The organism is Pseudoalteromonas sp. KJ63-1, from assembly GCF_055808145.1.
This window is the reverse complement of record NZ_CM147855.1, coordinates 1371747-1396564: the sequence shown is the minus strand read 5'-3', so window position 1 is coordinate 1396564 and position 24818 is coordinate 1371747. Positions and strand designations below refer to the sequence as shown.

General features: G+C 40.3%; 26 protein-coding genes. 16 read left to right on the top strand and 10 right to left on the bottom strand.

What is annotated here, in order from left to right; translation table 11 throughout:
* Positions 1–88 precede the first annotated feature (88 nt).
* On the top strand, positions 89–1420 hold the full coding sequence (locus AC0L7Q_RS06535) for a dicarboxylate/amino acid:cation symporter (RefSeq protein ID WP_178955935.1): 1332 nt from the start codon (positions 89–91) through the stop codon (positions 1418–1420).
* 84 nt (positions 1421–1504) lie between these two features.
* On the opposite strand, the gene sohB is transcribed toward AC0L7Q_RS06535, so the two are convergent.
* Both sohB and AC0L7Q_RS06525 read right to left on the bottom strand, forming a co-directional pair.
* Positions 1505–2521, bottom strand: coding sequence for a protease SohB (gene sohB / locus AC0L7Q_RS06530; protein ID WP_413401847.1), 1017 nt, complete (start codon positions 2519–2521; stop codon positions 1505–1507).
* 99 nt (positions 2522–2620) lie between these two features.
* Positions 2621–5056, bottom strand: a complete 2436-nt coding sequence (locus tag AC0L7Q_RS06525) for a VolA/Pla-1 family phospholipase (RefSeq protein WP_198523075.1) — start codon at positions 5054–5056, stop codon at positions 2621–2623.
* A 207-nt stretch (positions 5057–5263) separates the two neighbouring features.
* Here AC0L7Q_RS06525 and AC0L7Q_RS06520 point away from each other — a divergent pair, with 207 nt between their 5' ends.
* Positions 5264–6010 (top strand): YciK family oxidoreductase, encoded by a 747-nt coding sequence (locus AC0L7Q_RS06520; protein ID WP_413401844.1) that lies wholly within the window; start codon positions 5264–5266, stop codon positions 6008–6010.
* Between the two features lie 60 nt (positions 6011–6070).
* Here AC0L7Q_RS06520 and rluB read toward each other — a convergent pair whose 3' ends face one another.
* The 4 genes from rluB to AC0L7Q_RS06500 all read right to left on the bottom strand — a co-directional run bounded on the left by rluB (position 6071) and on the right by AC0L7Q_RS06500 (position 8833).
* Complete coding sequence (gene rluB, locus AC0L7Q_RS06515) at positions 6071–6940, bottom strand: 23S rRNA pseudouridine(2605) synthase RluB (protein WP_008110001.1); 870 nt, start codon at positions 6938–6940, stop codon at positions 6071–6073.
* Positions 6937–7527, bottom strand: coding sequence for an SMC-Scp complex subunit ScpB (gene scpB / locus AC0L7Q_RS06510; protein WP_413401842.1), 591 nt, complete (start codon positions 7525–7527; stop codon positions 6937–6939). Before scpB ends, rluB begins: the two co-directional genes overlap by 4 nt.
* 152 nt (positions 7528–7679) lie before the next feature.
* Positions 7680–8201 carry an EF-hand domain-containing protein gene (locus tag AC0L7Q_RS06505; RefSeq protein WP_413401840.1) on the bottom strand — a complete coding sequence of 174 codons (522 nt, stop codon included), beginning with the start codon at positions 8199–8201 and terminating at the stop codon, positions 7680–7682.
* Positions 8202–8401: 200 nt separating this feature from the next.
* Positions 8402–8833 carry an exonuclease III gene (locus AC0L7Q_RS06500; RefSeq protein ID WP_138604873.1) on the bottom strand — a complete coding sequence of 144 codons (432 nt, stop codon included), beginning with the start codon at positions 8831–8833 and terminating at the stop codon, positions 8402–8404.
* Between the two features lie 242 nt (positions 8834–9075).
* On the opposite strand from AC0L7Q_RS06500, the gene xthA reads away from it, so the two are divergent.
* The 3 genes from xthA to rlmA are packed head-to-tail and all read left to right on the top strand — an operon-like array spanning position 9076 to position 11335.
* Entirely contained in the window at positions 9076–9882 is an 807-nt protein-coding gene (xthA, locus tag AC0L7Q_RS06495; RefSeq protein WP_413401838.1) for an exodeoxyribonuclease III, read from the top strand.
* A 5-nt stretch (positions 9883–9887) separates the two neighbouring features.
* Positions 9888–10535: an energy-coupling factor ABC transporter permease gene (locus tag AC0L7Q_RS06490; RefSeq protein ID WP_409425278.1), complete on the top strand. Its 648-nt coding sequence runs from the start codon at positions 9888–9890 to the stop codon at positions 10533–10535.
* On the top strand, positions 10532–11335 hold the full coding sequence (gene rlmA / locus AC0L7Q_RS06485) for a 23S rRNA (guanine(745)-N(1))-methyltransferase (RefSeq protein ID WP_409425277.1): 804 nt from the start codon (positions 10532–10534) through the stop codon (positions 11333–11335). Before AC0L7Q_RS06490 ends, rlmA begins: the two co-directional genes overlap by 4 nt.
* On the opposite strand, the gene yfbV is transcribed toward rlmA, so the two are convergent.
* The gene (gene yfbV / locus AC0L7Q_RS06480; RefSeq protein WP_138604877.1) at positions 11319–11765 is read right to left on the bottom strand and encodes a terminus macrodomain insulation protein YfbV; all 447 of its coding nucleotides are present in this window, start codon (positions 11763–11765) and stop codon (positions 11319–11321) included. The two genes, rlmA and yfbV, sit on opposite strands and share 17 nt — an antisense overlap.
* A gap of 263 nt (positions 11766–12028) precedes the next feature.
* Here yfbV and AC0L7Q_RS06475 point away from each other — a divergent pair, with 263 nt between their 5' ends.
* From AC0L7Q_RS06475 to AC0L7Q_RS06445, 7 genes are all read left to right on the top strand, one after another.
* On the top strand, positions 12029–13255 hold the full coding sequence (locus tag AC0L7Q_RS06475; protein WP_413401835.1) for an acetate kinase: 1227 nt from the start codon (positions 12029–12031) through the stop codon (positions 13253–13255).
* 1 nt (position 13256) lies between these two features.
* Complete coding sequence (gene pta, locus AC0L7Q_RS06470; RefSeq protein ID WP_413401833.1) at positions 13257–15410, top strand: phosphate acetyltransferase; 2154 nt, start codon at positions 13257–13259, stop codon at positions 15408–15410.
* Positions 15411–15632: 222 nt separating this feature from the next.
* Positions 15633–16016 carry an ACT domain-containing protein gene (locus AC0L7Q_RS06465; RefSeq protein ID WP_171039579.1) on the top strand — a complete coding sequence of 128 codons (384 nt, stop codon included), beginning with the start codon at positions 15633–15635 and terminating at the stop codon, positions 16014–16016.
* A gap of 6 nt (positions 16017–16022) precedes the next feature.
* Positions 16023–16520 carry a PTS glucose transporter subunit IIA gene (locus tag AC0L7Q_RS06460; RefSeq protein ID WP_413401831.1) on the top strand — a complete coding sequence of 166 codons (498 nt, stop codon included), beginning with the start codon at positions 16023–16025 and terminating at the stop codon, positions 16518–16520.
* Between the two features lie 4 nt (positions 16521–16524).
* Entirely contained in the window at positions 16525–16869 is a 345-nt protein-coding gene (locus AC0L7Q_RS06455; RefSeq protein WP_409425272.1) for an ArsC family reductase, read from the top strand.
* A complete protein-coding gene (dapE, locus tag AC0L7Q_RS06450) occupies positions 16869–17999 on the top strand; it encodes a succinyl-diaminopimelate desuccinylase (RefSeq protein ID WP_413401829.1) in 1131 nt (376 codons plus the stop codon). The genes AC0L7Q_RS06455 and dapE overlap by 1 nt, the downstream gene beginning before the upstream one ends.
* A complete protein-coding gene (locus tag AC0L7Q_RS06445) occupies positions 17999–18694 on the top strand; it encodes a M15 family metallopeptidase (protein WP_409425270.1) in 696 nt (231 codons plus the stop codon). The genes dapE and AC0L7Q_RS06445 overlap by 1 nt, the downstream gene beginning before the upstream one ends.
* Here the strand turns inward: AC0L7Q_RS06445 and AC0L7Q_RS06440 are convergent.
* Positions 18681–19556 carry a DMT family transporter gene (locus AC0L7Q_RS06440; RefSeq protein ID WP_409425269.1) on the bottom strand — a complete coding sequence of 292 codons (876 nt, stop codon included), beginning with the start codon at positions 19554–19556 and terminating at the stop codon, positions 18681–18683. The genes AC0L7Q_RS06445 and AC0L7Q_RS06440 overlap by 14 nt on opposite strands.
* Positions 19557–19762: 206 nt before the next feature.
* On the opposite strand from AC0L7Q_RS06440, the gene AC0L7Q_RS06435 reads away from it, so the two are divergent.
* From AC0L7Q_RS06435 to AC0L7Q_RS06420, 4 genes are read left to right on the top strand one after another with little or no spacing between them, the layout of a single operon-like run.
* A complete protein-coding gene (locus AC0L7Q_RS06435; RefSeq protein ID WP_413401826.1) occupies positions 19763–21127 on the top strand; it encodes a COG3014 family protein in 1365 nt (454 codons plus the stop codon).
* An 8-nt stretch (positions 21128–21135) separates the two neighbouring features.
* Positions 21136–21561: a YcfL family putative periplasmic lipoprotein gene (locus tag AC0L7Q_RS06430; RefSeq protein WP_413401824.1), complete on the top strand. Its 426-nt coding sequence runs from the start codon at positions 21136–21138 to the stop codon at positions 21559–21561.
* 8 nt (positions 21562–21569) lie between these two features.
* A complete protein-coding gene (gene lpoB, locus AC0L7Q_RS06425; RefSeq protein WP_413401822.1) occupies positions 21570–22190 on the top strand; it encodes a penicillin-binding protein activator LpoB in 621 nt (206 codons plus the stop codon).
* A 15-nt stretch (positions 22191–22205) separates the two neighbouring features.
* Entirely contained in the window at positions 22206–22673 is a 468-nt protein-coding gene (locus AC0L7Q_RS06420; RefSeq protein WP_131690920.1) for an outer membrane lipoprotein, read from the top strand.
* Between the two features lie 85 nt (positions 22674–22758).
* Here AC0L7Q_RS06420 and AC0L7Q_RS06415 read toward each other — a convergent pair whose 3' ends face one another.
* Together AC0L7Q_RS06415 and AC0L7Q_RS06410 are read right to left on the bottom strand one after the other, a co-directional pair.
* A complete protein-coding gene (locus AC0L7Q_RS06415) occupies positions 22759–23205 on the bottom strand; it encodes a DUF4826 family protein (RefSeq protein ID WP_138604887.1) in 447 nt (148 codons plus the stop codon).
* A gap of 121 nt (positions 23206–23326) precedes the next feature.
* Positions 23327–24721 carry a M28 family peptidase gene (locus tag AC0L7Q_RS06410; RefSeq protein WP_413401818.1) on the bottom strand — a complete coding sequence of 465 codons (1395 nt, stop codon included), beginning with the start codon at positions 24719–24721 and terminating at the stop codon, positions 23327–23329.
* Between the last annotated feature and the right edge of the window lie 97 nt (positions 24722–24818).

Genomic DNA, 24818 nt, shown 5'->3' with positions numbered 1-24818 from the left:
AAAATTTTTAAAAAAGTTGACGTTTTTTCTGTAAAAAAAATTACATGCTGTTAGTCTATGCCAAATTTATAAAAAATAGATTGGAAATATGTCTAAAATCCGTTCGATGAGTTTAACTACTCGCATCATGATTGGTATGGTTCTTGGTGTTGCAGTAGGCTTTATATTTCAGGCTATATTAGCTGGTGAAGACGATTACCTAATCCCTCTTGGGTTATTCTCTTTGCCAATTAAAGCCTTTTTTGTTGATGGCCTTTTCCATGTAGGTGGACAAATATTTATAGCTAGCTTAAAAATGCTAGTTGTTCCCCTCGTCTTTGTGTCGCTTGTGTGCGGTACTTGTAGTTTAAGCGATCCTAAAAAATTAGGTCGTTTAGGTGGAAAATCGATTAGTCTATATTTGGTTACCACAGCGATCGCAATCACAGTAGCAATTTCACTGGCGTTACTATTTAACCCAGGTGAAGGGATTGGGCTACCTTCGCAAGCAAGCTACGACGCAAAAGAAGCGCCTACTTTAGCTCGCGTTATTATTGATATGTTCCCAACCAATCCATTTGAAGCAATGGCCAAAGGAAATATGCTACAAGTTATTGTGTTTGCTTTATTATTTGGTATTGCAATGGCACTTAGCGGTAAAGCAGGCAAACGTGTAGCAACAGTATTTGAAGACTTGAACACCGTTATCTTAAAACTAGTTACTTTATTAATGAATATTGCTCCTTACGGCGTATTTTTCTTAATGGCTAAGTTATTTACTACCATCGAACTTAACTTAATTGTGAGCTTAGCTAAGTACTTTGGCGTGGTTGTTTTAGCCCTGTTATTACATGCATTCGTAAACTACACTCTGCTGCTAAAAATACTTACAGGCCTAAACCCGCTTACTTTCTTAGCTAAAATGAAACACACCTGTTTATTTGCTTTTAGTACCTCAAGTTCCAGCGCAACTATGCCTATCACCCTTGAGACTGCAACGAAGAAGCTAGGGGCTAATAACTCTGTCGCTTCATTTACTATACCTTTAGGCGCAACCATTAATATGGATGGCACTGCAATTATGCAAGGTGTGGCTACGGTATTTATTGCTCAAGTATTTAGTGTTGATTTAACTATTTCTGATTACTTAATGGTAATACTAACAGCAACGCTTGCCTCGGTTGGCACAGCGGGTGTTCCTGGCGTTGGTTTAATTATGCTGGCCATGGTACTTAACCAAGTAGGCCTACCGGTTGAAGGAATCGCAATTATAATAGGTGTTGATAGACTACTTGATATGACCCGAACCGCAGTAAATGTAACAGGCGACTGTATGGTAACCTGTGTTGTGGCTAAAAGTGAGGGTGAACTAGATGAAAGTATTTTCAACGACCCTAATGCAGCTAAAGATTTAGAAGACTATCACAAATCAATTGATTAACAGCTTCTATCTTAAGTTATAAAAAAAGCCTTGCTACTTCATTAAGTAACAAGGCTTTTTTATTATGTATAAGCTATGAAATTATTAAGGGTTTAACGCCTTAAATTTTGACATTAAACTCACTCCTGCCTTATTCACACCATGGCTGAGCCCTATTGCAAGCTTATCACTTAGCCCTTTTTTAATTTTATATTGCACCTTGTATATTTGATGCTGATGTTGCTGCTCTAGTAAGGCATCATCACTGGTTTTAATGGTATCAACTAAGCCTTTTTCAATCGCTTGGGTTGCAAACCAATGTTCACCCGTTGCCACTAAGTCCATATTCAAACTGGGACGCTGTGTGCTCACAAAGGTTTTAAATAACACATGGGTTTGCTCTATCTCTTCGCGAAATTTTTCACGGGCTTTATCGGTATTTTCACCAAAAAGTGTTAGCGTACGTTTAAATTCGCCCGCCGTAATTTGTTCAAAATCAATATCATTTTTCTTCAAGATTTTATTAAAGTTTGGAATTTGTGCAATCACACCAATAGAGCCAACAATTGCAAACGGCGCGGCAATAATATGATCTGCCACACAGGCCATCATGTAGCCACCACTAGCAGCAACTTTGTCTATTGATACGGTTAACTCAATACCAGCTGACTTAAAACGTTGTAGTTGTGATGCAGCTAACCCGTAGCCATGTACCACGCCACCACCACTTTCAAGACGAACTAGCACTTTATCTTTTTTAGGGTCCGCGATTGAAATAATCGCAGTCACTTCTTCGCGCAAACTTTCTACTTCATGCGCATCCATACTACCATTAAAATCAATAACGTAGAGTCGTGATTTAGGCTCATCTTTTTCAGCTTTTTTTTGCTCTAGTTTTTGTTGCTTTTGATAGGCTTTTAACTCTTTTTTACCTAGCGTATTATTTAAAAAACTTTCTTTTATATTGGTAAGTTGCTCCGATAAATCATCAATTTCAATCTCACCTTTTTTTGCTTTTGGCTTAACAGCCGAGCTTACAATTAAGGTTAAAATGACAGCGATAGCAATAACAAAGGTAATGGTTTTAGCAAAAAACAAACCGTACTCGTATAAAAATTCCAACTGTATTCTCCGTTTATAAATTTCAGTCAATTTAGCATGCTTTAAAGCAAAAAAAGCCACTTAACAGTGGCTTTTTAGACTTAATTGAGTGGTTGGCTACTAATTAGTCACAATATCAGTATCTGATACAGATAATAAACGTCCACGTGATACTAGGTAAGTTGCAATTTGCAATTGCATTTCTGCATTTGCTGCTGCGCTACCCGCTACTGTAGTCGACTGTCTTTCATCTTGCGCCGGTGTTAACACAGAGCCATGATGACCTGTGTTAAATTTAACTAAATAGCTAGAGCCCATCTCTGTTGGCGCTTGAGTTGTACTCACCGTTTCTAACCCCATAAAGTTAGCTAGAGGAACAGTACCTGCAATTGGATTGCTGGCAGTCATCGGCGGAATAACTTGGTCTGGCTTGTTATTCTCTGTGCCATCACCTACCACAACATTCATGTAAACAGGTGTTTCTAGTGCTTTAACCGTTGCAGCATAGTTAGTAGGATCGCCACTATCTAATGCTGTTTGTGCTGCAAATACAAACTGCGTCATTACGCCCTTTATATTAGCTAGTTTATCAGTTTCACCCGCCATAGTTAGCGATGCTGCAAACTCATTAAAGCCACAGCTCAAGAAGTCCTGCATGTCTGGTAACAAAGCACCACAGTTTGATAAAGCATCAGCGTTTAAGAATGCATTAAACTCATCAGCTTCAGCAGTTCCTGCTTGAGAAAGCACAGAACCTTGAATAAATGGTCCAAATGCTGCTGATTCTAACAAGAAGCTAGCAATACCACCGCCGCCGCTTGCTAATGCTACAGCGTTAACCTTAAATAATGGATCTACTTGTTCGGCTAATGGGCTATTCGTTTGTGCAATAAATGCAGGTGCTACAATTGAGCCTAGTGAATGGCCAATGTAAGATACATCAGTAGAATTTAGTGAACTGTCACCACTGAAATTTAAGCCTAAACGTAGACCAAGTAAGTCAGCACTTGACTGGCGTAAACTATCTCTGGCGACCAGTAAAGAGCTCAAGTTCATGTAGCTAAGTACAGAGCCTGTTGTTGCGTTAAAATCATCGTTACCGTCTACATCAACATCTACACCACGCTCACCATGACGAGGATGATCAATTGCAACTGTGGCAAAACCCTGTAATGAAAGCTGCGCTGTTAGTGTCAACATGCTTTCTTTTTGCGTGGTAATACCATGTTGCATAATAACTACAGGCCAACCACCTGCTGGCATAGCAGTAAATGGCTCTAAACCTAAACCTGAACGGTATGCATTAACAACCGGTAAAATCGGCTTGGTAATTTGTACTGGCACATTCGCCATGCTTTGCATTTTAGGAAGTGAGTTATATTTAGTTAAGTGTTTAGTGCTATCAAGCCCTAAATCACGAAGCTGTCCATCACTCAAAGCAGCACACATCGCATCGTTAGTGCTAATGGGATCGGTTGGGAACGCTTCACCAGCTTGCGCTTTGTAACCTAAAATAGCAACGGCACTGTCACACATACCTTGCCAGTAAGTATCATTTAGATCACTGATCTCTTTACCCGTAGGTGTACCTAAATACATAGGTAGCTGGATGCTGCCTTTTTGATATTGTGCAACTTGGAATATATCGGGCACGGTAACACCCTGCAATGCAAAAGCTTGTTGTACGTTAGCCATTGGCTGAGTTGGAATTTGCAACGCAGGGGTTGGAATTGTTGGCTCTGTTAGGCTTGCTGCTAAAACCTTTTTAATCGTGCCAAGCACTGGTCCTGCTGATTGCATTGTCATGGCAGCAGAAAAAATAATATCGTCTTTGGTAATATCACCAGAGCTAACCACTACGTTTTCGTAGCTATTAACAGCCCCTTGCAGCGCAAGTTGTGATGGCGTTACTAAAGGCGCTTCTTGTTTAACAGTGGCATAAGTTGAAGATGGTTCAATCGAGCGACCTTCTGAATCTTTCAGTCCAGTCGTTAACACATTAATGTATGAACTACCGGCTTTAAAAGGCTTAAGTGGGACAATAGCTACTGCGTCACCAGAAGCTTGGGTTACAAAGTCCACGCCAAAGGTCAATTCGCCTACTAATTTACATGCTGCACCGGCTGGTGCTTGCGAACATTCGGCATCAGTTAGGCTTGCACCCATGATAACTTCAAAAATACGTACAGAGCCTGGTGAAGCTGCAGACGTTTCATCAAGGCTAATGCCCGGTGGAAAGGTTAGATCAATTTTGAATGGCACTTGAGTAGACCAGCCATCAAGTGCTCCTATTGCTAGTTGCGGATCTGCATAGGCAGTTCTAGGGATAGAAACATTTTCGCTATTTAACTCCCCTGGAATATTTATAGTACCATCTAGGGTGCCACTCATTAATAAATCATTAGGAACCGAAATAACACCATTTGCAGGGTCAAATTTTACCGTCGCTTTGGGAATAACTGTAACTGAATTGTTTTTAACATCTTCTAACGTTTCTCCGCCGCCACAGCCTGCTAATGCAGCTGCAACTGAGAGCGAGAGTAGCATTTTTTTCATAGTGTTCTCCGCACAAATCTTATTTTTATAGTGTGTTTATAGTCAGTGTAATTAAGTTAATTTAATGTAGCTAGTATATTAATGAGACATTAGACCAGTTAAATCTAACTTAAAGTTTCTGGTTTCGCCACCTAAATTTGCAATAAATTCGATTACTTGTCGATTTGCTATGTTAAAATCAATAAAAATTTAAACATTGGTACTTTTATGCATACCTATCAAGCAACTGAAAACGCACTTAAAGACAAAATAATTTTGATCACAGGCGCAGGTGATGGGATTGGCCGTGTCGCAGCTATTACCTATGCAAAACATGGTGCAACCGTTATTTTATTAGGAAAAACAACTAATAAATTAGAATGTGTGTATGACGAAATCATTAATGCTGGCTACCCGCAGCCCGCTATTGTGCCTATGGACATAAAAGGTGCAACTAAACAAAACTATCGTGATTTAGCTGCAACTATCGAGAGCCAATTTGGCCGCTTAGATGGACTATTAAATAACGCAGGTATTTTAGGTACTTTAGGGCCGTTAGAACATTTTTGTTCATCAACATTTGAAAATGTGATGAAAGTAAACGTCACCGCACAAGCGATGATCACTAAAGCACTATTCCCTGTAATGCGAAAGTCAAAGAATGCCTCTGTAGTATTTACTTCTTCGGGTGTGGGTCGCAAAGGAAGAGAGTTTTGGGGACCTTATGCAATTTCTAAATTTGCAGTAGAAGGTATGATGCAAACATGGGCGTGTGAAGTTGAAAAAACGCCGATTCGTGTAAACTGTATCAACCCAGGTGCAACCCGTACGTCAATGCGAGCAAGCGCATTCCCGGGCGAAGATCGAGATTTACTGGCGACACCTGAAGATCTAATGCCAACTTATCTGTACTTAATGAGCGATGACTCAAAAGATATAAATGGCCAATCGTTAGATGCACAAGCTAAAAAGTAATATTTAGTTTTAAACGTAAAAAGCCGCTGTAAAAAGCGGCTTTGTTGTTTTATGCTTTGATTACTTACGTTTAGTCGGTTTTACACGTTGATTATGCTTTTTAACCGCCTTACGAATTTGATTTATTTTAGCGCGCTTATCTTTGCGTTTTTCAGGGATAACCGACAGCTTAGTTTGCGTTTCTTTACCAAGTTTAACTGTTTTACGTAAATAGTTAACTGTGTCTAAATCGTACTCAATCCAACCACCTTGTGGTACACGCTTATCAAGCTCTAATTTACCGTAGCGTATACGAATTAGGCGTGATACTTCCACATCTTGTGATTGCCATAGACGACGAACTTCTCGATTACGACCTTCATTAAGTGTTACGTTGTACCAGCGGTTAATTCCTTCACCGCCCATAGGCTTTATGCCGGTAAATTTAGCCGGACCATCTTCAAGCTCTACACCGCGAAGTAAGTTTTTCATCGTTTCGTCAGTCACTTCACCAAATACACGAGCTGAGTATTCGCGTTCAACTTCGTAACTCGGGTGCATTAAGCGATTCGCTAATTCACCGTCATTAGTAAAAAGCATTAGCCCTGACGTATTCACATCTAATCGCCCTACCGCTATCCAGCGGTCACCATCAATACGGGGTAAACGATCAAATACAGTTCTACGCCCTTCAGGATCTTTACGGGTGCTTAGTTCACCTTCAGGCTTGTTGTACATAATCACACGACAAATTCTGTCAGCTTTTTCTTCAATTTTAACAGTGTGACCGTCCACACGAATCAAATCGGTTTCTTCAACCCTGTCACCTAATTTCGCCACTTTACCATTTACACTCACGCGGTTAGCGTCGATGTATTTTTCCATTTCACGGCGTGAACCTACCCCTGCACGGGCTAGGACTTTTTGTAACTTTTCACCTTGTATACTCATTTGGATGGTTCTCTCACAGAAGGATCACTTAATAACTGGGTAATTTTACTTTGCTGTTGCTCTGGCAATGCGGGTAAATCATGAAGTCCCGTTATCGAAAAATAATCTAAAAATTGTTTAGTCGTTGCATAAAGTGCCGGTTTACCGGGTACTTCTTTATGCCCAACTACTTTAACCCACTCTCTTTCAAGCAGGGTTTTAATAATATTTGAGCCAGTTGCTACACCCCGTACTTGCTCAATTTCACCACGAGTAATGGGTTGTTTATAGGCAATTAGCGACAGGGTTTCGAGTAAAGCTCTCGAGTACTTAGGCGCACGTTCTTGCCATAAATTACTCAACCATGGGCTTAAACTACTGCACGCTTGAAAACGATAGCCACTCCCTACCTCAACTAAACGTATTCCACGCGTCTGATAGTGAATTTGAATGGCCTCTACAGCATCATTAATGCGCGCCATAGAAATTGCTAAGTCGTTTAAAACCATGTCCTTAAGATGACGTTTTGATACGGGCTTGTCTGCCACGAAAATCGCCGCTTCAATGATTTCAATTAATTGTTCATCACTAATTCGCCGACCAACCATAATCACTCTAAAGTTAATAAAAACACACAGCCATCTATTATGACAGAACAACGGCAAACTAGGAAAACATATTAATAAAATAACATTTTATAGGTATAAAAAAAGCCAGTGAAAAACACTGGCTTGGTATCAAGTGTATTTAATAATGTGATTTAGCTATTTTTAAATTGCTCAAGTGCATCGTCTTCTGCAACAGAATCACCATGCTTTTGGATATAGCTATTAAACTCTTTTTTACTTACTCGTTTATCTTTATTGCTGTCCATGTAGCCAAAGTGATTTGAAATATCATCATCGTCAGCTTCAGTAACTGAAATAAAGCCGTTGCTGTCATTATCTAAGCTTTTGAAGTCATTTTCTATTTTATCAAACTTCGCAATATCAGCTTTAAATGCAGACTCACTTACTTCACTATCAGTTGCAACTTTACCAGCATTTAGCTGCATATAAGCGTCATATTCAGTACGACTTATTTGATTATCTATATTTGTATCTATATTTGAAAAGTGTTGCCAAATACTATCATCGTCAGCTTCAGTTTTTGAGATAAAACCATCGCTATCGTTATCTAAGCTTGCAAAATCACTGTCAATTTTTTCTAAACCCTGATTTGAAGAACATGCAGCTAAGCTCAATGCGGCTAAAATAGTAGAAGCTATCGTTAATTTTTTCATTAGACGTATCCTTGTAAATTAATAAATTTCAACTCAAATGATACAAATACGATGCCAGAATTATAACCCAATAAAAACAACAACTTAAAAAACACTCTTGTGCTGCGATATTCGATAATGCAATTTTTGCAAACTACTGTGGTAATTTTTGCAAAAAAAAGCTCGGTAAGAACCGAGCTATTTATATCAAATACGGTAATTTAGATTGCAGCGTCTTGGTAACGCTTTACAAAATCAGTTACGTTTTGGCCATTACACTTTAATGTGTTTAAGTTGCCAATTTGCTTACGTACTGGTTGTAAGCCTTGCTTTAATGCAGTCATACATAACTGTGTTTCTTGATGTGAATCTTTTGCAAATACTTCAACTTTAGATGAAGCGACTTGAACCGCTGATTCTTTTTTAGCTATATCGCGGATATCTTGACCATTACATAGGATACTTTTTGAATAACGCGATAAGTACATACCATGCTTTGCAGCCATTTTACGTGCAGCTGAAAAACCTTCATTGGCGCTTACTACACACAAGTTAGACTCTAATTTGTTGTCTTTGCTAAAGTATGTATTGCTTTGTGCAGAAGCAGTAACAGAAACAAAAAGAGAGGCAGCTAAAAGTAATTGAGTTTTCATCAGGGGTAGTCCTATTTGAACGAGTTAAACAAACGATTTCTGCGCATTATATAGACAACTTTTAACATATCAATTGAATATTTTATTTATTTTGTTATTTAATAATGCATTTACAATGTTTAAACATTAAGCAGTAATTGAGCAACAATTGTGCAGTTATTTTCTCATTTCAGTCATGTTATGTCGCTCTAAATGCTGATACAATTTAGCTAACAATGAAAATAAGTTTGAAGGTTAACTTTATGAAAGTGATTTCTTTTAATATCAATGGCCTGCGCGCTCGTCTACACCAGTTACAAGCTATTATTGATAAACACCAGCCAGATATTATCGGTCTTCAAGAGATCAAGGTACACGATGAAGCGTTTCCGCTAGATGATGTACAAAAGATGGGTTACCACGTTTATTTTCATGGGCAAAAAGCCCATTACGGTGTGGCAATGTTATGCAAAAAAGAGCCTAAATCGGTATTAAAAGGCTTCACTACCGACACCGATGAGTCGCAAAAGCGGATGATTAGCGTCACTGTAGAACAAGAAAATCGCCGTGACTTACATGTAATGAATGGCTATTTCCCACAAGGCGATAACATTAATCACGAAACTAAGTTCCCCTACAAACGTCAATTTTATCAAGATTTAATGACTCATCTAAATAGCCATTTCACTCCTGACCAAGATGTAATTGTTATGGGTGACATTAATATCTCCCCTACCGATTTAGATATTGGTATTGGTGAAGTAAACGCAAAACGTTGGTTAAAAACGGGTAAATGTTCATTTCAACCTGTTGAACGTGAGTGGCTTGCTACCTTATTAAATTGGGGCTTTAAAGACACCTTTAGAGAACAAAACCCAGAAATTAACGACCAATACTCCTGGTTTGACTATCGTTCAAAAGGATTTGTTGATAACCGCGGTCTACGAATTGATGTGGTACTGGCAACGCATGACTTAGCGGCTCGTTGTATCGACACAGGCATAGATTATGAACTGCGTGCTATCGATAAACCTTCAGATCATGCGCCTATTTGGTCAGAGTTTAATTAACGATTATGTTGAGCGCGCAATTACAAGGGTTACTGTGGATTGTTGTCATCGTTATCGGCTTTTTAAGCATTAACAAGTCAACATACAGTCACTTATTTAATACTCCAGCAAGACAAACAGGTGTATTTGCTTGTGCGCTGGTGCTCGCTTTATTATGGCGTATCAAGGCCGGTATTTTGCCCGGTCTCGATCTGCATATATTAGGTATAACCGCTGTAACCCTAACACTGGGGTGGCGCCTTGCTATTTTAAGTTGTGTACTCGCAACAGCACTTTTAACTGCTTTTGGACAAATAGCACTAGAATTAGTAGCATTAAAACTCATTATTAGTGCCTTTATACCGGTGTTATTGAGCTATTTAGTTTTTATTGTCTGTTATCACTATTTAGCACGGCACTTTTTTATCTATATATTTGTTTGTAGCTTTTTAACAGCGGGTGTTGTTGCCTGTATTAACATTATACTCGGTGGTGCTTTTTATTACGCAATAGGTGAATATAGTTGGCATCAGCTAAGCGAGAATTATATTTATCTAAGTCCTATTTTGGCCTTTCCTGAAGCTATGCTAAACGGTATGGCAATCACTGTACTGATCACCTATCGCCCACATTGGGTAAAAACTTTTTTTGATAAGGACTATTTAGGCTCATGAGTCTTCATTACCATTGCCCTATTTGTAAACAGCCACTAGCACTCAATGATAAAACATTACGATGCGATAATAATCACAGCTTCGATTTTGCCAAAGAAGGCTATGTAAACTTACTGCCTGTACAAAACAAAAATTCTAAACAGCCTGGCGATTCGTTGGAAATGGTACAAGCTAGGCGTTCATTTTTAGAACAAGGTTATTATGGCTTTTTACAAACGGCTTTAGCCAATATTGTTAAGCCACTTAATGCCGACATAATGATTGATTTGGGGTGTGGTGAAGGATTTTATACTCACGCTATTGCTAATAACAGCCAGGCTAACGTATACGGTGTTGATATATCAAAGTCGGCAGTAAAGTATGCGGCAAAACGTTACAAACAATGCCACTTTAGCGTTGCTTCAATTAGCCAAGCGCCTTTTGATGATCACCTTGCTGACGTTTTGGTTAGTGTATTTGCGCCTTTATTTGACAGTGAACTTGCACGTCTGGTCAAAGATAATGGTTGCTTAATTGTGGCAAGCCCAGGCCCAACTCATTTGAAAGAACTAAAAGATTATATTTATAGCAACGTAAACGAGCACACACAAATAGCAGCACCTGCGGGCTTTGAAAATACATCGCAACAATTAATCACAGAGCAGGTATCGCTTACATTTAACGATGTTAAGAACTTAATTATGATGACGCCATTTGCGTGGAAGTTTAGACCAGAACATTGGCAAGCACTTGAGCAAAAACAACAGCATAGCGTCACATTGTCATTTTACATTACGCAATTTACTAAAACTGCTCTTTAGTAAACGTTTTATCCATTTTATCGAACATATCTTTTAGTAATTCGGCAAGCTCCAAATAGCGGGGCTTGTTTTTTCCCATTTGCGCGTCGTAACCGTTAGCAACCATTTTTGCAAATAACTCGTTATACCATTGCTGCATAGCAGGCTCTAATTCAGTTTGCGCACGTTTACCCAACCATAAAAGCCCTTGTAATGGCAACGAGATAAAAAACAGACTACTGGCAATCGCTTGGGGCAGAAAATCTGAGCCTAAATAATTAATCTGAAAAAACAGGGTCAGCATGGCTAATATTGGCATTACTGTGATTGCAAGCTCAGTGGCTCTGATCACTTTAAATTCTGCAAATAATGGCGCGACCTCTTTACGCATTGGCCATGTTTTAGCATAAGAACGCCCTAATTGAACTTGCGATATCACACTTTTTTGCATTAATAAATCCTCATAGTCTCGGTTTGTAACATTTCAACAAACGTAGTACTTATAAAAGTGTAACACAATTATAGCTGCTTTCACTTTATCGGTAAAAATGCTTAATTTCATAAGTAAAACTCACAAAAAGCATAAATTATCGAAAGAATCTCACAAAGCCCTTTTAATAAAGTCTACTACACTTTAGTCTAGGCTTATCTAAGCCACAAAGGCTTATACATCAACCAAGTGTACTGATTAATACTTAAATGGAAAATGAATCTATGCCAACACTCCCAAATAATCCGAACCATGTTTTGGTACTCAATTGTGGAAGCTCAAGTCTAAAGTTTGCAATTATTGATGCAAACACAGGAAACGACATTATATCAGGTTTAGCTGAGCGCCTAGGTGATAATGCTCCCTCAATCAAATATAAGTTTCAGGGAGAAAAAACCACTATTAAGCTTGCTGCTAACCAAGCACATGCCCAAGCACATGCCCAAGCAATTGATACGCTGGTTGATTTAATAAAAGATCACAATTTAGACGAGCAATTAGTAGCAGTGGGTCATCGTGTTGTGCATGGTGGCGAGCATTTTACTCAATCAGTTTTAATTGACGATAACGTCATTGCAGGTATTACCCAAGCAGCCACACTGGCCCCTTTACATGGTCACGCTAATTTACTGGGCATCTCATCAGCACAAGCATCATTTAAAGATTTACCACAAATAGCCGTGTTTGATACCGCATTTCATCAAACTATGGATGAGGTTGCTTATCTATATGCCCTTCCTTATCAACTTTATAAGGACTTTGGGGTTAGACGCTATGGGTTTCATGGCACTAGCCATTTTTATGTAGCAGGTCAAACCGCTAAAATGCTGGCTTTACCTGTTGAAGAAAGTAACTTTATCAGCGCCCACTTAGGCAATGGCTGCTCGGTGTGTGCAATCAAAAACGGTAAAAGTGTCGATACCAGCATGGGCTTAACCCCGCTTGAAGGACTTGTAATGGGTACCCGTTGTGGTGACATTGACCCAGGGTTATTTAACTTTTTAACTACGCAACTTGATTACACTGCGCAGCAAATTGATGACCTGCTAAATCAAAAGAGTGGCTTATTAGGAATAAGCGAGCTATCAAACGATTGCCGTACTATTGAAGAGGCTGCTATTGCTGGCAACTCTCAAGCCATGCTGGCACTTAATATGTTTTGCTATCGCTTAGCAAAACAAATAGCCGCCTATATGGTACCGCTACAAAAATTAGATGCAGTTATTTTTACCGGTGGGATTGGCGAGAATTCCGATATCATTCGAGAAAAAGTACTCACACAGTTAGCATTTTTGGGTATCAATTTAGATCCTCAAGCAAACCTTGATGCACGGTTCGGCCAAGCTGGATTAATTAGCGCTTCTAATTCAACAAGCAAAGCGGTAGTTATGCCTACCAACGAAGAATGGGTTATTGCACTCGACGCCGCAAACATCACCAAGGAGTTATAATATGGCTCGTCGTATTATGTTGGTTCCTATCTCTACAGGGGTGGGTTTAACCTCAGTATCTGTTGGTTTAGTAAGGGCGCTGGAACAAAAGACGGTTAAGGTTAACTTTTTCAAACCTATCGCCCAGCCACGTGCAGGTGAAACTGGCCCTGAAAAATCTACTCAAATTGTCACTCAAGGCTCACCAATTAACCCGCCAACACCGTTTGCGCTCGATTACGCAGAGCAAATGATTGGTGATGGTAAAGGTGATGACTTATTAGAAGAAATTGTTGAGCGTTTTCAAAGTAAAATAAACGATGACGAAGTGGCCATAATCGAAGGAATGGTGCCTACTCGTCGCCAACCTTATGCGGGACGCATAAACCGTGAAATAGCACAAACCTTAGGGGCCGATATTGTATTTGTGCTTACCCCTGGGAATTACAGTATTACCCAAATTGAAGATCGCCTTGAAATTGCTGCCGGAAATTACGGTGGCATAGATCACCCTCGTGTGCTGGGTTGTATTTTCAATAAAGTAAATGCCCCTCTAGATGAAGAAGGCCGTGCTCGCGCTGATTTAGTCGATACTTACAAGCCAGAAGCGCTTGATAACGAGCTTAACCGCCTAGCTTCTTTACCAATTTTTAGAAAAAACCCTTTTATGTTACTTGGTGCCATTCCGTGGGATTTTGAGCTGGTAGCGCCACGCGTTAAAGATTTAAGTGCCTATTTAAAAGCCACTATTATTAATGAAGGCGACATGGTGCATCGCCGACTAAGACGCATTACTTTTTGTGCCCGTACAGTATCAAATATTCTAAATTATTTTACCCCAGGTGCGTTATTGGTCACCCCAGGCGATCGTTCAGATATATTGGTTGCAGCCTGCTTGTCTGCTATGAATGGTACTAAACTAGGCGCTATTTTGCTCACCGGTGGCTTTGAGCCTGAGCCGCGCATCATGGCGCTGTGCGAACAAGCCATGCAAACAGGGCTGCCTATTTTAGCAACCGAAGGCGACACTTGGCGCACCTCGTTATTACTGCATAACTTTAACCTAGAAGTACCAAGCGATGATGAACAGCGCATTGAAAAGGTAAAAGATCATAACGCAGAGTATATAGATTCTGATTGGTTAGATACCTTAGCTAAAAGTGTGGGGAAAACCCGAAAACTATCCCCTCCTGCCTTTAGGTATTTATTGACTGAAAAAGCTCGTAAAGCCGAAAAAACAATTGTACTGCCTGAGGGTAACGAACCTAGAACCATTAAAGCAGCCGCTATTTGTGGCCAGCGGGGCATTGCTAAAACAATTTTATTAGGTGATCGTGATGAAATATTACGTATCGCCGAGCAGCAAGGCATTGAGCTTAACGAGCATGTAACTGTAATTGAGCCAAGCAGTATCATAAATGACTACGTAGCACCTATGGTGGAAATCCGTAAGAATAAAGGTCTTACTGAAGTAGTCGCCCAAGAGCAACTACAAGATCACGTAGTACTTGGCACCATGATGCTAGAGCAAGGCAAAGTCGATGGTCTGGTATCGGGTGCGGTAAACACCACTGCCAATACCATTCGACCACCGTTACAATTAATTAAAACTGCGCCAGGTTCATCATTAGTGTCATCTGTGTTCTTTATGCTATTACCGGATCAGGTTCTAGTTTATGGTGATTGCGCTATTAATCCCGATCCTAATGCCGAACAACTGGCCGACATTGCAATTCAATCTGCCGACTCAGCAGCAGCATTTGGTATTGAACCTCGCGTAGCCATGATAAGTTACAGTACTGGTGATTCAGGCAGTGGGGCTGATGTAGAAAAAGTGCGAGCGGCAACTAAACTGGCCCAGCAAAAGCGCCCAGATCTAATTATAGATGGACCACTACAGTATGATGCGGCAATTATGGAAAGTGTAGCGATTAAAAAAGCACCTAACAGCCCTGTTGCAGGTAAAGCAACGGTATTTATATTCCCTGATTTAAATACTGGCAACACCACCTATAAAGCGGTACAACGAAGCGCTGATTTGATCAGTATCGGTCCGATGCTGCAAGGGATGCGTAAACCAGTTAACGACTTAAGCCGTGGCGCATTAGTTGACGACATAGTGTACACCATCGCTTTAACTGCCATTCAAGCAGCGCAAGCTGAGGCACTTAATTAACTCATTTGACTAACATGCCCCTTTTATAGCCTAGCCAATTTTTAATTAATTATTAATAGGTTAGGTTATTTATACCTTACAACCCCCAAGCTTATCCACAGAAATTGTGGACAATTATTTTTTAATTAATAAAAACTTTAACAACGACTCCGTTTGGGCCTTTAACTTAGATTCAATACTCTATACTATAAAGCTATTATCTTGCTGCTAGGGATGGGTTTTATGTCAAAACAAACACTACAATTACACAGCACTGTTTTATCAATTCATAGTTTAGCGCTTGATGCCGACATCCCTCCTGCCCTGTTAAAGCAACCATTATTTTTTATTTCAAAAACGCACGATGAACTCTCGGTCGTTTGCCCTGATGACTTTATAATTGATAGCCAAGATACAGAATCGAATTGGCAAGCATTAGAAGTAATTGGCCCATTAGGATTTTCGTTAACCGGTATCATGGCAAATATTTCAGGGGTATTAGCAAGAGCTGGCGTGTCAATTTTTTCAATTTCAACCTACGACACCGACTATATCTTAGTAAAAAAGCAAACAGTCAACAAAGCGATGGCTGCTCTCAAAGCCGATGGCTACAACGTGGTAACTTAATTAATAATGAAATCTGAAGACGTTAGCTATTTAACTAAAAATAAAATTGGCCGAAGCGCAATACAAATAACCAGCCCATTCAGTGGCAAAGTTTTGCAAATGGACGCGCATCCTGAAGCTTTTTTCCGCTTTGGAACTTTAGGACCAGGGATTATTGTCAGCTTAACTAGCCATAAAGTGTTAGCGCCATTTAATGGGACTTTGTTGCAAGTTAAAAGCGGTGGGTGCGAGTTTATTTTAAAAGCTAAAAATGGCTTAAAAGTATTAATAAACTTAGCCGTTCCTGATTCTCAAACTCTCACGCATACTCATATTGCTCAGCTTAATGGCAGCAAAATAACCAAAGGACAGCGCCTCGCTTACTTTGATTTGCGTGAACTCGATACGTCTATTTTAGCTAGCCTTATCATACTCAATGGCCACGACTTAGGCACTTTTCATTATTCTCACCCGCAGGTCAATGCCGGTGTAGATACCTTATTAACTATTATCAAAAAGAAGTAGGTTTATGATCACTCTCTATGGCATTAGCAACTGCGACACAATCAAAAAAGCAAAAAAATACCTAAGCGATAATGACATCGCATTCACTTTCCATGACTATCGTAAAGATGGCGTTAATCATAATATGGTTAGCGATTTTGCAGAGCATATTGACTGGGAACAACTTGTTAATAAACGTGGCACAACCTACAGAGCGCTGTCGGATGAGCAAAAGCAAAGCTTAACGAAGCAAACTGCAATCGATATATTGGTTGAACAACCTGCAATGATTAAACGCCCTGTTCTTATTAATAACGGGCAATACCATTTAGGCTTTAAAGCAGCCCAGTACGATGAGATCTTTAAATAATGACTCACCCAGTAATCACCCTAGCCCAAGCTTTAATTCAGCGAGAGTCAGTTACCCCTGAAGATGCAGGCTGCCAACATATGATGAATGAGCGTCTAAGTGCAATTGGCTTTGACATAGAATCGCTATTTTTTACCGACACCCTCAATACCTGGGCACGAAAAGGCACGCAATCACCACACTTTTGTTTTGCTGGGCATACCGATGTAGTGCCCACAGGGCCTGAAAAGAATTGGCAGCACCCGCCTTTTGCAGGATTAATTGAAGACGGTTTATTACATGGGCGTGGCGCTGCCGACATGAAAGGCTCACTGGCAGCCATGGTTGTAGCCACAGAGCGTTTTGTAACCAAGCACCCTGATCATAAAGGCTCTATTTCGTTTTTAATTACCTCAGATGAAGAAGGCCCTTTTATCAACGGTACCACCCGCGTAATAGATACTTTAGAAGCGCGCGGTGAAAAAATTGATATGTGTCTTGTTGGTGAGCCCTCATCACGCGATGTGCTCGGTGATGTGGTTAAAAATGGCCGTCGTGGTTCACTCACTGGTTTTTTAACAATAAAAGGCGTGCAAGGGCATGTGGCTTACCCACATTTAGCGCAAAACCCAATTCATTTAGCTACGCCAGCTTTAACCGAGCTAAGCCAAACTGTATGGGATATGGGTAATGACTTTTTCCCAGCCACCAGCTTTCAAATCTCTAACATTAATGGTGGCACAGGTGCTGGTAATGTGATCCCGGGTGAGCTTGAAGTACAATTTAACTTTAGGTTTAGCACCGAAGTTACTCATCAGCAGCTGCAACAAAAAGTGAACGCGATTTTACAAAAACATAATTTGAATTACGAACTAAATTGGATTGTAAATGGCCTACCGTTTTTAACCGATCACGGTCCGTTAGTTGACGCTACCGTCGCTGCCATTAAATCAGTAACTGGCTTAACCACTAATTTAGAAACAACAGGTGGGACATCAGATGGCCGCTTTATTGCCCAAACCGGCGCTAAAGTAATCGAGCTGGGACCACGTAACGCCACAATTCATAAAGTTGATGAGTGTGTCAGTACAGACGACCTGATCGCGCTTGCGGATATTTATGAACAAATATTAGAACAACTGTTAACTTAATGACTGCAAATAAAGAACTCATACAATGCATAACCGGTCAAAGTGATGCACACTTAGTCGCCATACAAAACCATTATTTGCATGCCAATATTGTTAACGACTTTATTGCACTGCAATCAGCGGCCGCATCCGCTGGCTTTGATTTATGTATTGCATCAAGTTTTCGGGATTTTAATCGTCAATCAGCTATTTGGAATGCTAAATTTTCAAATAAGCGCGTGGTGTTAGATAAAGCGCAACAAGCCGTTGAACTAAATTCACTGAGTGATATTGAAAAATGTACCGCCATAATGCTGTATTCTGCACTGCCAGGGGCAAGCCGCCATCATTTAGGCACTGACTTAGATATTTTTGATAAAAGCGCAGTGAGTGGCGATTATGTGTTGCAACTAACCCCCGATGAGTATCAGCATGGCGGACCTTTTGCCAAACTAAGTCAATGGCTAGACACTCACCTAGAGGAGTTTGGATTTTATCGGCCTTATCAGCACGATTTAGGCGGTGTTGCCCCAGAACTTTGGCACATTAGCCACATTGCGCAGTCAGAGCAGCTTATGAGCCATTTATCACTAGAGGTATTACACAATTGTATTAAAGAGAGTAATTTATTCGGTAAAGACGCTATTTTAACCCACTTACCAGCATTGTATGAACGCTTTGTGCTTAATGTGAGCCCACCTGCTAAGCGGTGTTAGTTTTTTTATTTAACGTAAAAACCAATACCGCTAGTAAAATAATACTGCTGGAGAGCATAAATTGCACAGTTAATGTTTCTGATAAAAACACCGCTCCTGCAATAGCTGCCAAAACGGGCACGCATAACTGCACTATAGCTGCATGCGTGCTTTTTAATAATGGCATAGCCACATACCAAATACTGTAACCAACACCCGATGCTATCGCACCTGAGCCAATGGCAAGTAACACTCCTTCCATACGAATATCTTTAAGCTGGCTCATACCCACCACTATTAAAACAGGTAGCACTAATAAGCTGCGAATAAAGTTATAAGTGGTGGCTCTAAGTGGTGATACACACGCTTTGCCTCTAATACTATAAATTCCCCATGCCACGCCACTTATACTCATTAATATTGCCGCCATTAGCGGTGGCGCTGTTTGCGATGGTAGCATTAGGTAAACAAAAGCCACAAACGCCACAATAAATGCAAGCCATTGCACAGCGGTTAAGCGCTCTTGTTTATAGATGCCCCAACCGATCATGGTAAATTGCACCGCAGAAAACAAAATAAGCGCACCCATGCCGGTATCTAGCTCTATATAAGCAACAGAAAAACACAGCGCATATATCAACAAGCTCGCACTGCTTCGCCAGCTTCCGGTATCGTTAGTAACAGAACTACTTAATTGTGATTTTTTATTTAACTGCCTTGTATAGAGCAGCATAATAATGGCCAAACACACCGCCCCGCTGAGTATCCTTATAACAGTGAAATTCCACGCATCAATATAACCTTGTGCCAACGCTAAACGACACAATAATGAATTGGCAGCAAAGGCAACTAACGCGATAATAGTGAACAGAGTGGCTTTCAAATGAATTCCTAATGTGTTGATAAATATGTACCGTGTTTATATACAGGTTAAATTAGCGTCCATTGTTGTAAACGTTAACATGGATATTTTTTAAATGATATTAAGGGTTTTTAGTCTATGTTTATACGCTACGCTTTTTTACAATCTTTCACACCTGCATTTATCGGCCATGTGTTAACCTTATAAAATAGATAAGAGGAGTGCGTGTGCGTCACATTTTAATTTTCAGTTTTTGCTTTATCATAAGTGGTTGCAGCACCATTGGTTTTAACGATCTATTTAATGATTATGCCACAAACACCACTCCTGTTAGACAAGCTATTAGCAATAATAATATTGAAAATGCACGCGCCCTTATAAAAACCAATAGTAAAGCGCACAGTAATTATTTACTGAACCAATTAGAGCAAGGACGTATTGCTGATTTAGCTAATAATCCAGACAGTGCGCAAACATATTTTGAAAATGTCTATCAACAAATGCAAGCTAAACGCCAAGCAGCCAAAATACAAGTAAGTGCAGGGCTTGAGCAAAGCAATGCGCTGTTAACCAACGACTCAGCAATAGGTTATATCCCCCCTGCTTACGAAATGAGTATGTTGCATAGCTACAAAGCACTTAATTATGTTTATAAACGCGATATTGAGAGCGCGTTAGTTGAAATACGCCGCGCTAATAAAGTACAAGTTGATGCACTACTTGATAATCAAAGCGAGTTTGATAATGCCATTGCCCAAGCACAGCAACACTACCCAGACATGGATAATTTAACTCGCTCGGTAAAAAATGGCTTTCAAAATGCGTACACGTTTTACTTATCCGGGTTGTTATATGAAAAAGCAAAGCAAGGCGATGATGCCTACATAGACTATAAAAAAGCACTCGAAATACAACCTAACAATCCGTATTTACAGCAAGATTTACTACGCCTTGCTAAGCAGCAAGGTTTTGCGGATGACTACCAGCAATTTAAGCGACAGTTTGGTGAAGTAAACGCCATAGATAAAAATCAAGGCGAAGTAGTTATATTGTTTGAACAAGGCCTTATACCAAAACAGCATGAGTTTAAATTGCGATTGCCTATTTATACTTCGCAGGGGGATGCCCGCTTTTATAGCCTAGCAATGCCTGTTTATATTAATAATGCCTACAGCAGTGCCGTTAATAATTTAAAAGTTGATGACCAAAAATTAGCATTAAGCCCGTTAGTACATTTAGAGGCACTGGCTGCTAAAACGTTAGAGCAGCAAGTCGCTGGGCGTGTTTCAAGGCAAATATTACGCCTTGTCGCTAAAGAAAAAATGCGTGCAGAGCTTGCGCGCAGTGCCGGCGATGTAGGGAACATTTTGGCAAACTTGTATAACCTTGCATCTGAGCAAGCAGATACGCGCAGTTGGCTTACCCTACCTAATCAGATCAGCCTTGCCCGCAGTGCAGTTAAAGCAGGCGAGCATACTTTAAACGTTGGCTCACAACCGCCAATAAATTTTACCGTTAGTAAGCAAGGGTTAACGTTAATCTACCTAACCTCTGTTAATAACTATTTTAACTCCCATGTAGTGCAACTTTAGGAGCCATCATGAAATACATACTTCCCGTTATTGCGCTGTTTATGCTTAGCGCATGTAGCAGCCGACCTGTAACCTCAGGTATTGGGGTTGAGCAAACTGCCAACGCTTACAAAGAGCAGCTCAATGTTAATAATCCACAATTAGCTAAAAAGCTTTTAATCAGTGATGTAAAAACGCGTCAAACAAATAACCTTACCGATGTGGTAGTTACTTTAGCGAGTACCTATAAAAAGTCGCAATACTTACAGTATCAATTTAACTGGTTTGATAAAGATGGCTTTGCTATTAAAGGCAACCACTCACCGTGGCAGGCCCTAACGCTATTTGGCTTTGCTAAAACTCAGCTTGCAGGGCTTGCGCCTAGCTCTGATGCCGTTACCTTCTCATTAGCTGTGAGAGAAGTATCAACCGACGCACAAGAATTTAAAGATTAAAGGAAATCATGATGATCAATAAACAATTTAAAACACTGTCTAGTTATGCAATTTTAGGCTTAGCAGCATTGACACTTTCAGGCTGTGCCAATAAAGCAGTTGTCAGCTATGGTGATGCTCAAGCCGTAGAAACCACAGATATAAACTTTGGCTCTACCGACTTACAAAAAGTCGCCTCACAAATGACCGACTCTCTGCTTAGTTCGCCTGTAGTTGGTACTATGACCGCCAACACACGTCCAGTGGTATTTGTAGAGCGTATTAAAAATAAAACTAGTGAACATATAGATACTGAATCAATCACCGACTCAATCTCTACTCAATTACTGCGTAGCGGCAAATTTAGATTTGTTGATATGACCCGTGTAGAAGCAGTTCGTGAGCAAATTTCATTTCAAAACGAAGACGCTCTAGTCAACCCAAGTACTGCGGTGGCTTTTGGTAAGCAAATTGGTGCGCAATATATGCTGTACGGTAACCTATCAAGCATTGTTAAATCTAATGCCGATAAAGCCGATGTGTACTACAAATTTACAATGCGTTTAATGGATATGCAAAGCGGCCTTGTTGAGTGGGCTGACGAAACTGAAATTCGTAAAACGCGTGAAAAATCAACATTTGGTTGGTAACAATAGGAGCGAACTATGAAAACGCTTAGCTTAATTTTATGCGCTTTATTAGTAGTGAGTACCCCAACGTTTGCCAAGTATGAACGCAATAAAGCCGTTCCTGTACAGCAAGTACTATTTGGGAAAGTAAAGTCGGTGCGCACTATTACTGAGCAACAATTAGTACAAGACAAAAGTAACGGCTGGAAGACCTTTGGCGGTGCCTTATTAGGCGGTGTTATTGGTAACCAGTTTGGCGGCGGCAGTGGTCGTACTGTAGCGACTATTTTAGGATCGGTGATTGGTGGTAACGTTGCCCATAATCAGCAGCAAACACAACGCTATGAACACACTCAACTCGTTGAATTATTGATACAAGTAGAAAGTGGTGAGCAATTTATGGTGGTACAAGACAGCGATCCCGCTATGCGTTTTCATCAAGGGGATAATGTTCGCCTTATTTACTTAACTAATAACACAGTACGAGTAGATAGCGCGTATTAAGCCTCTTGCAAGGCGATAGCTGAAAAGTAAAAAACCTAACTTAGGTCACTAAGTTAGGTTTTTTTAAAGGGTAATTACCTTTATTTTAAGCTGGTTCTTTTGCCCAAAGCTGCTCATTTTCATGCATTTCATATAAGCCGTGAGCACGATTTATAAGTAAGTTTGCAAAATCGGCTTGGGTTTTATCACGCGCACCCGCTGTAATAATTTGGTCGGCTTTTAACTGCCACTGCAATGAAAAATAACGCATGGCATCACGTGCATCTTTTGCTGCAGACGCTTCAGCATGATCGGTTGGTAAACGACCGGTGATCACCCAGTAGCTTTTACCATTTTGCGCTTTAAATTTCCAAAGCGCACATAAAGGCGCTAAAAAACGACTTTCTTTTTCAAGCAAGGTTTTAGGCATAATGCCTTTTTCAGCTAAATGTTGTTGTGCATTTTGAAAACACTCGCGCTGCCATTTAATTTCTTGTTGCTGAAGTTCAGCTTGCTGCTCTGGTGTTAATGGTTGTTGTTCTTGTTGCTGCATTTTAATAACCTTTTTACTTCTTTGTTTACACTTTAAGGGCATAACAAATAAGGCGCAAGCATAAATAGCGTGCTTAACACCTTATTCGCAGCTGTTTGCTGAATTTTCAAGCAAAGCACACTTACTTTATGTTGTGATCAAACGAGCCTACAGCACCTGGGAATACCACTGGTGATTCCACCCCCTGTTTATTCACGCTAGCAACCCCAAAATAGTAGTTATCAATAACCACATTTTTTAGTGTAAATTCACTGACATTATCAACCCATTGGCTATATTGCCATTGTGGCTCACTGGTGTAGCGCCAGTATATACGGTAGCCCGCTACATTTTCATCTTCTGTTGGCTGCCAAGTAAGTGTGGTACTGGCGCGCACAGCACCGCTAATTTTCACCTCTTTTGGAGGCGCAGGAGCCCATGCCATTGACGCAAGACTAACCGCATTTAATGAAGTTAGCTTTGCGGCGTAATCAAAATCAACCCCATCAATGGTATCACCGTACACAACCCCATTTTCTGTGCGCAGGTCTTGATGTTGGCGATCATAATGCTCGTTGGTTTCCATAATACGCACAGCCGCAAAGCCCGCATCATTAAACGGACGGTGATGCCCGCCTCGAGCAAAGCGGTCGAGCCTGTATACCAGCATGGTATCTAAGTTTTCAATATATTTATCAGCAATGGTGTCTATGTAACGTGCTAAATTACGGCTCGCTGAGTCAACTTCGCCGCCAGTAAAACGACGAGTGCGGGCTTGTTCTTTAGTTTCAACGACGCGCGTGCCTTCAGAAAAAATACGTGCAGTGGTGTTATCGGTTACGCCATTAATGCCAGTAATATTGCCAATCATGTCGTTATTTAAAACACCATGCACTTGCCAGTTATTTTTTTGTGCGTAAGCAGTTAAAATTTTACCACCAAATAAACCTTGCTCTTCACCTGAGAGTGCGGCGTATACCACTGAGCCATTAAATGTATATTGCGATAACACCCGTGCAGCTTCAATAACACCGGCAACCCCTGATGCATTATCGTTTGCCCCCGGTGAATCGCTAGTAAAGTCCATAACATCACTAACCCGCGAGTCTATATCTCCCGACATCATCACCATACGGTTAGGATCGGTATTACCGCGCTGAATCGCAATTATATTAACCACTTCCACAGGGTTAGGAATACGCTTTTCTCCCGAAATGGTTTGCTTTACTTCTAGTATTTCTAAACAGCCACCACACTGTGCAGAAATTGCTTCAAATTCTTTTTTTATCCAACGCCTTGCCGCACCAATACCACGAGTATCCGATTTAGTTTCAGATAAAGTATGGCGAGTCCCAAAATCCACCAACGTTTGAATATCATCTCCAATACGTTGCGCTGAAATTTGCCCTGCAATAGTGTGTAATGATGCTTGTTGTGTGGTTTGTGCCGCCACACTATAAAATGGTGCGCTACAAACAGATGCAACCGCACTATACTTAATAAGCCGAATAACTAACTTTAAAGGTGAAATTGACATAGCAGTTTAATCCTCATTGTTGATGTTTTTAAAATGACAGCTCTACAGTTATACAGCAATGCTTTTGAGATAGACGTTAAAAACCTCAGGTTAAATT

Coding starts and splice junctions, on each gene's coding strand:
- AC0L7Q_RS06535 (WP_178955935.1), top strand. CDS start 89: ATGTCTAAAATCCGTTCGATGAGTTTAACTACTCGCATCATGATTGGT.
- AC0L7Q_RS06525 (WP_198523075.1), bottom strand. CDS start 5,056: ATGAAAAAAATGCTACTCTCGCTCTCAGTTGCAGCTGCATTAGCAGGC.
- AC0L7Q_RS06520 (WP_413401844.1), top strand. CDS start 5,264: ATGCATACCTATCAAGCAACTGAAAACGCACTTAAAGACAAAATAATT.
- rluB (WP_008110001.1), bottom strand. CDS start 6,940: ATGAGTATACAAGGTGAAAAGTTACAAAAAGTCCTAGCCCGTGCAGGG.
- scpB (WP_413401842.1), bottom strand. CDS start 7,527: ATGGTTGGTCGGCGAATTAGTGATGAACAATTAATTGAAATCATTGAA.
- AC0L7Q_RS06505 (WP_413401840.1), bottom strand. CDS start 8,201: ATGAAAAAATTAACGATAGCTTCTACTATTTTAGCCGCATTGAGCTTA.
- AC0L7Q_RS06500 (WP_138604873.1), bottom strand. CDS start 8,833: ATGAAAACTCAATTACTTTTAGCTGCCTCTCTTTTTGTTTCTGTTACT.
- xthA (WP_413401838.1), top strand. CDS start 9,076: ATGAAAGTGATTTCTTTTAATATCAATGGCCTGCGCGCTCGTCTACAC.
- AC0L7Q_RS06490 (WP_409425278.1), top strand. CDS start 9,888: ATGTTGAGCGCGCAATTACAAGGGTTACTGTGGATTGTTGTCATCGTT.
- rlmA (WP_409425277.1), top strand. CDS start 10,532: ATGAGTCTTCATTACCATTGCCCTATTTGTAAACAGCCACTAGCACTC.
- yfbV (WP_138604877.1), bottom strand. CDS start 11,765: ATGCAAAAAAGTGTGATATCGCAAGTTCAATTAGGGCGTTCTTATGCT.
- AC0L7Q_RS06475 (WP_413401835.1), top strand. CDS start 12,029: ATGCCAACACTCCCAAATAATCCGAACCATGTTTTGGTACTCAATTGT.
- pta (WP_413401833.1), top strand. CDS start 13,257: ATGGCTCGTCGTATTATGTTGGTTCCTATCTCTACAGGGGTGGGTTTA.
- AC0L7Q_RS06465 (WP_171039579.1), top strand. CDS start 15,633: ATGTCAAAACAAACACTACAATTACACAGCACTGTTTTATCAATTCAT.
- AC0L7Q_RS06460 (WP_413401831.1), top strand. CDS start 16,023: ATGAAATCTGAAGACGTTAGCTATTTAACTAAAAATAAAATTGGCCGA.
- AC0L7Q_RS06455 (WP_409425272.1), top strand. CDS start 16,525: ATGATCACTCTCTATGGCATTAGCAACTGCGACACAATCAAAAAAGCA.
- dapE (WP_413401829.1), top strand. CDS start 16,869: ATGACTCACCCAGTAATCACCCTAGCCCAAGCTTTAATTCAGCGAGAG.
- AC0L7Q_RS06445 (WP_409425270.1), top strand. CDS start 17,999: ATGACTGCAAATAAAGAACTCATACAATGCATAACCGGTCAAAGTGAT.
- AC0L7Q_RS06430 (WP_413401824.1), top strand. CDS start 21,136: ATGAAATACATACTTCCCGTTATTGCGCTGTTTATGCTTAGCGCATGT.
- lpoB (WP_413401822.1), top strand. CDS start 21,570: ATGATGATCAATAAACAATTTAAAACACTGTCTAGTTATGCAATTTTA.
- AC0L7Q_RS06420 (WP_131690920.1), top strand. CDS start 22,206: ATGAAAACGCTTAGCTTAATTTTATGCGCTTTATTAGTAGTGAGTACC.
- AC0L7Q_RS06415 (WP_138604887.1), bottom strand. CDS start 23,205: ATGCAGCAACAAGAACAACAACCATTAACACCAGAGCAGCAAGCTGAA.
- AC0L7Q_RS06410 (WP_413401818.1), bottom strand. CDS start 24,721: ATGTCAATTTCACCTTTAAAGTTAGTTATTCGGCTTATTAAGTATAGT.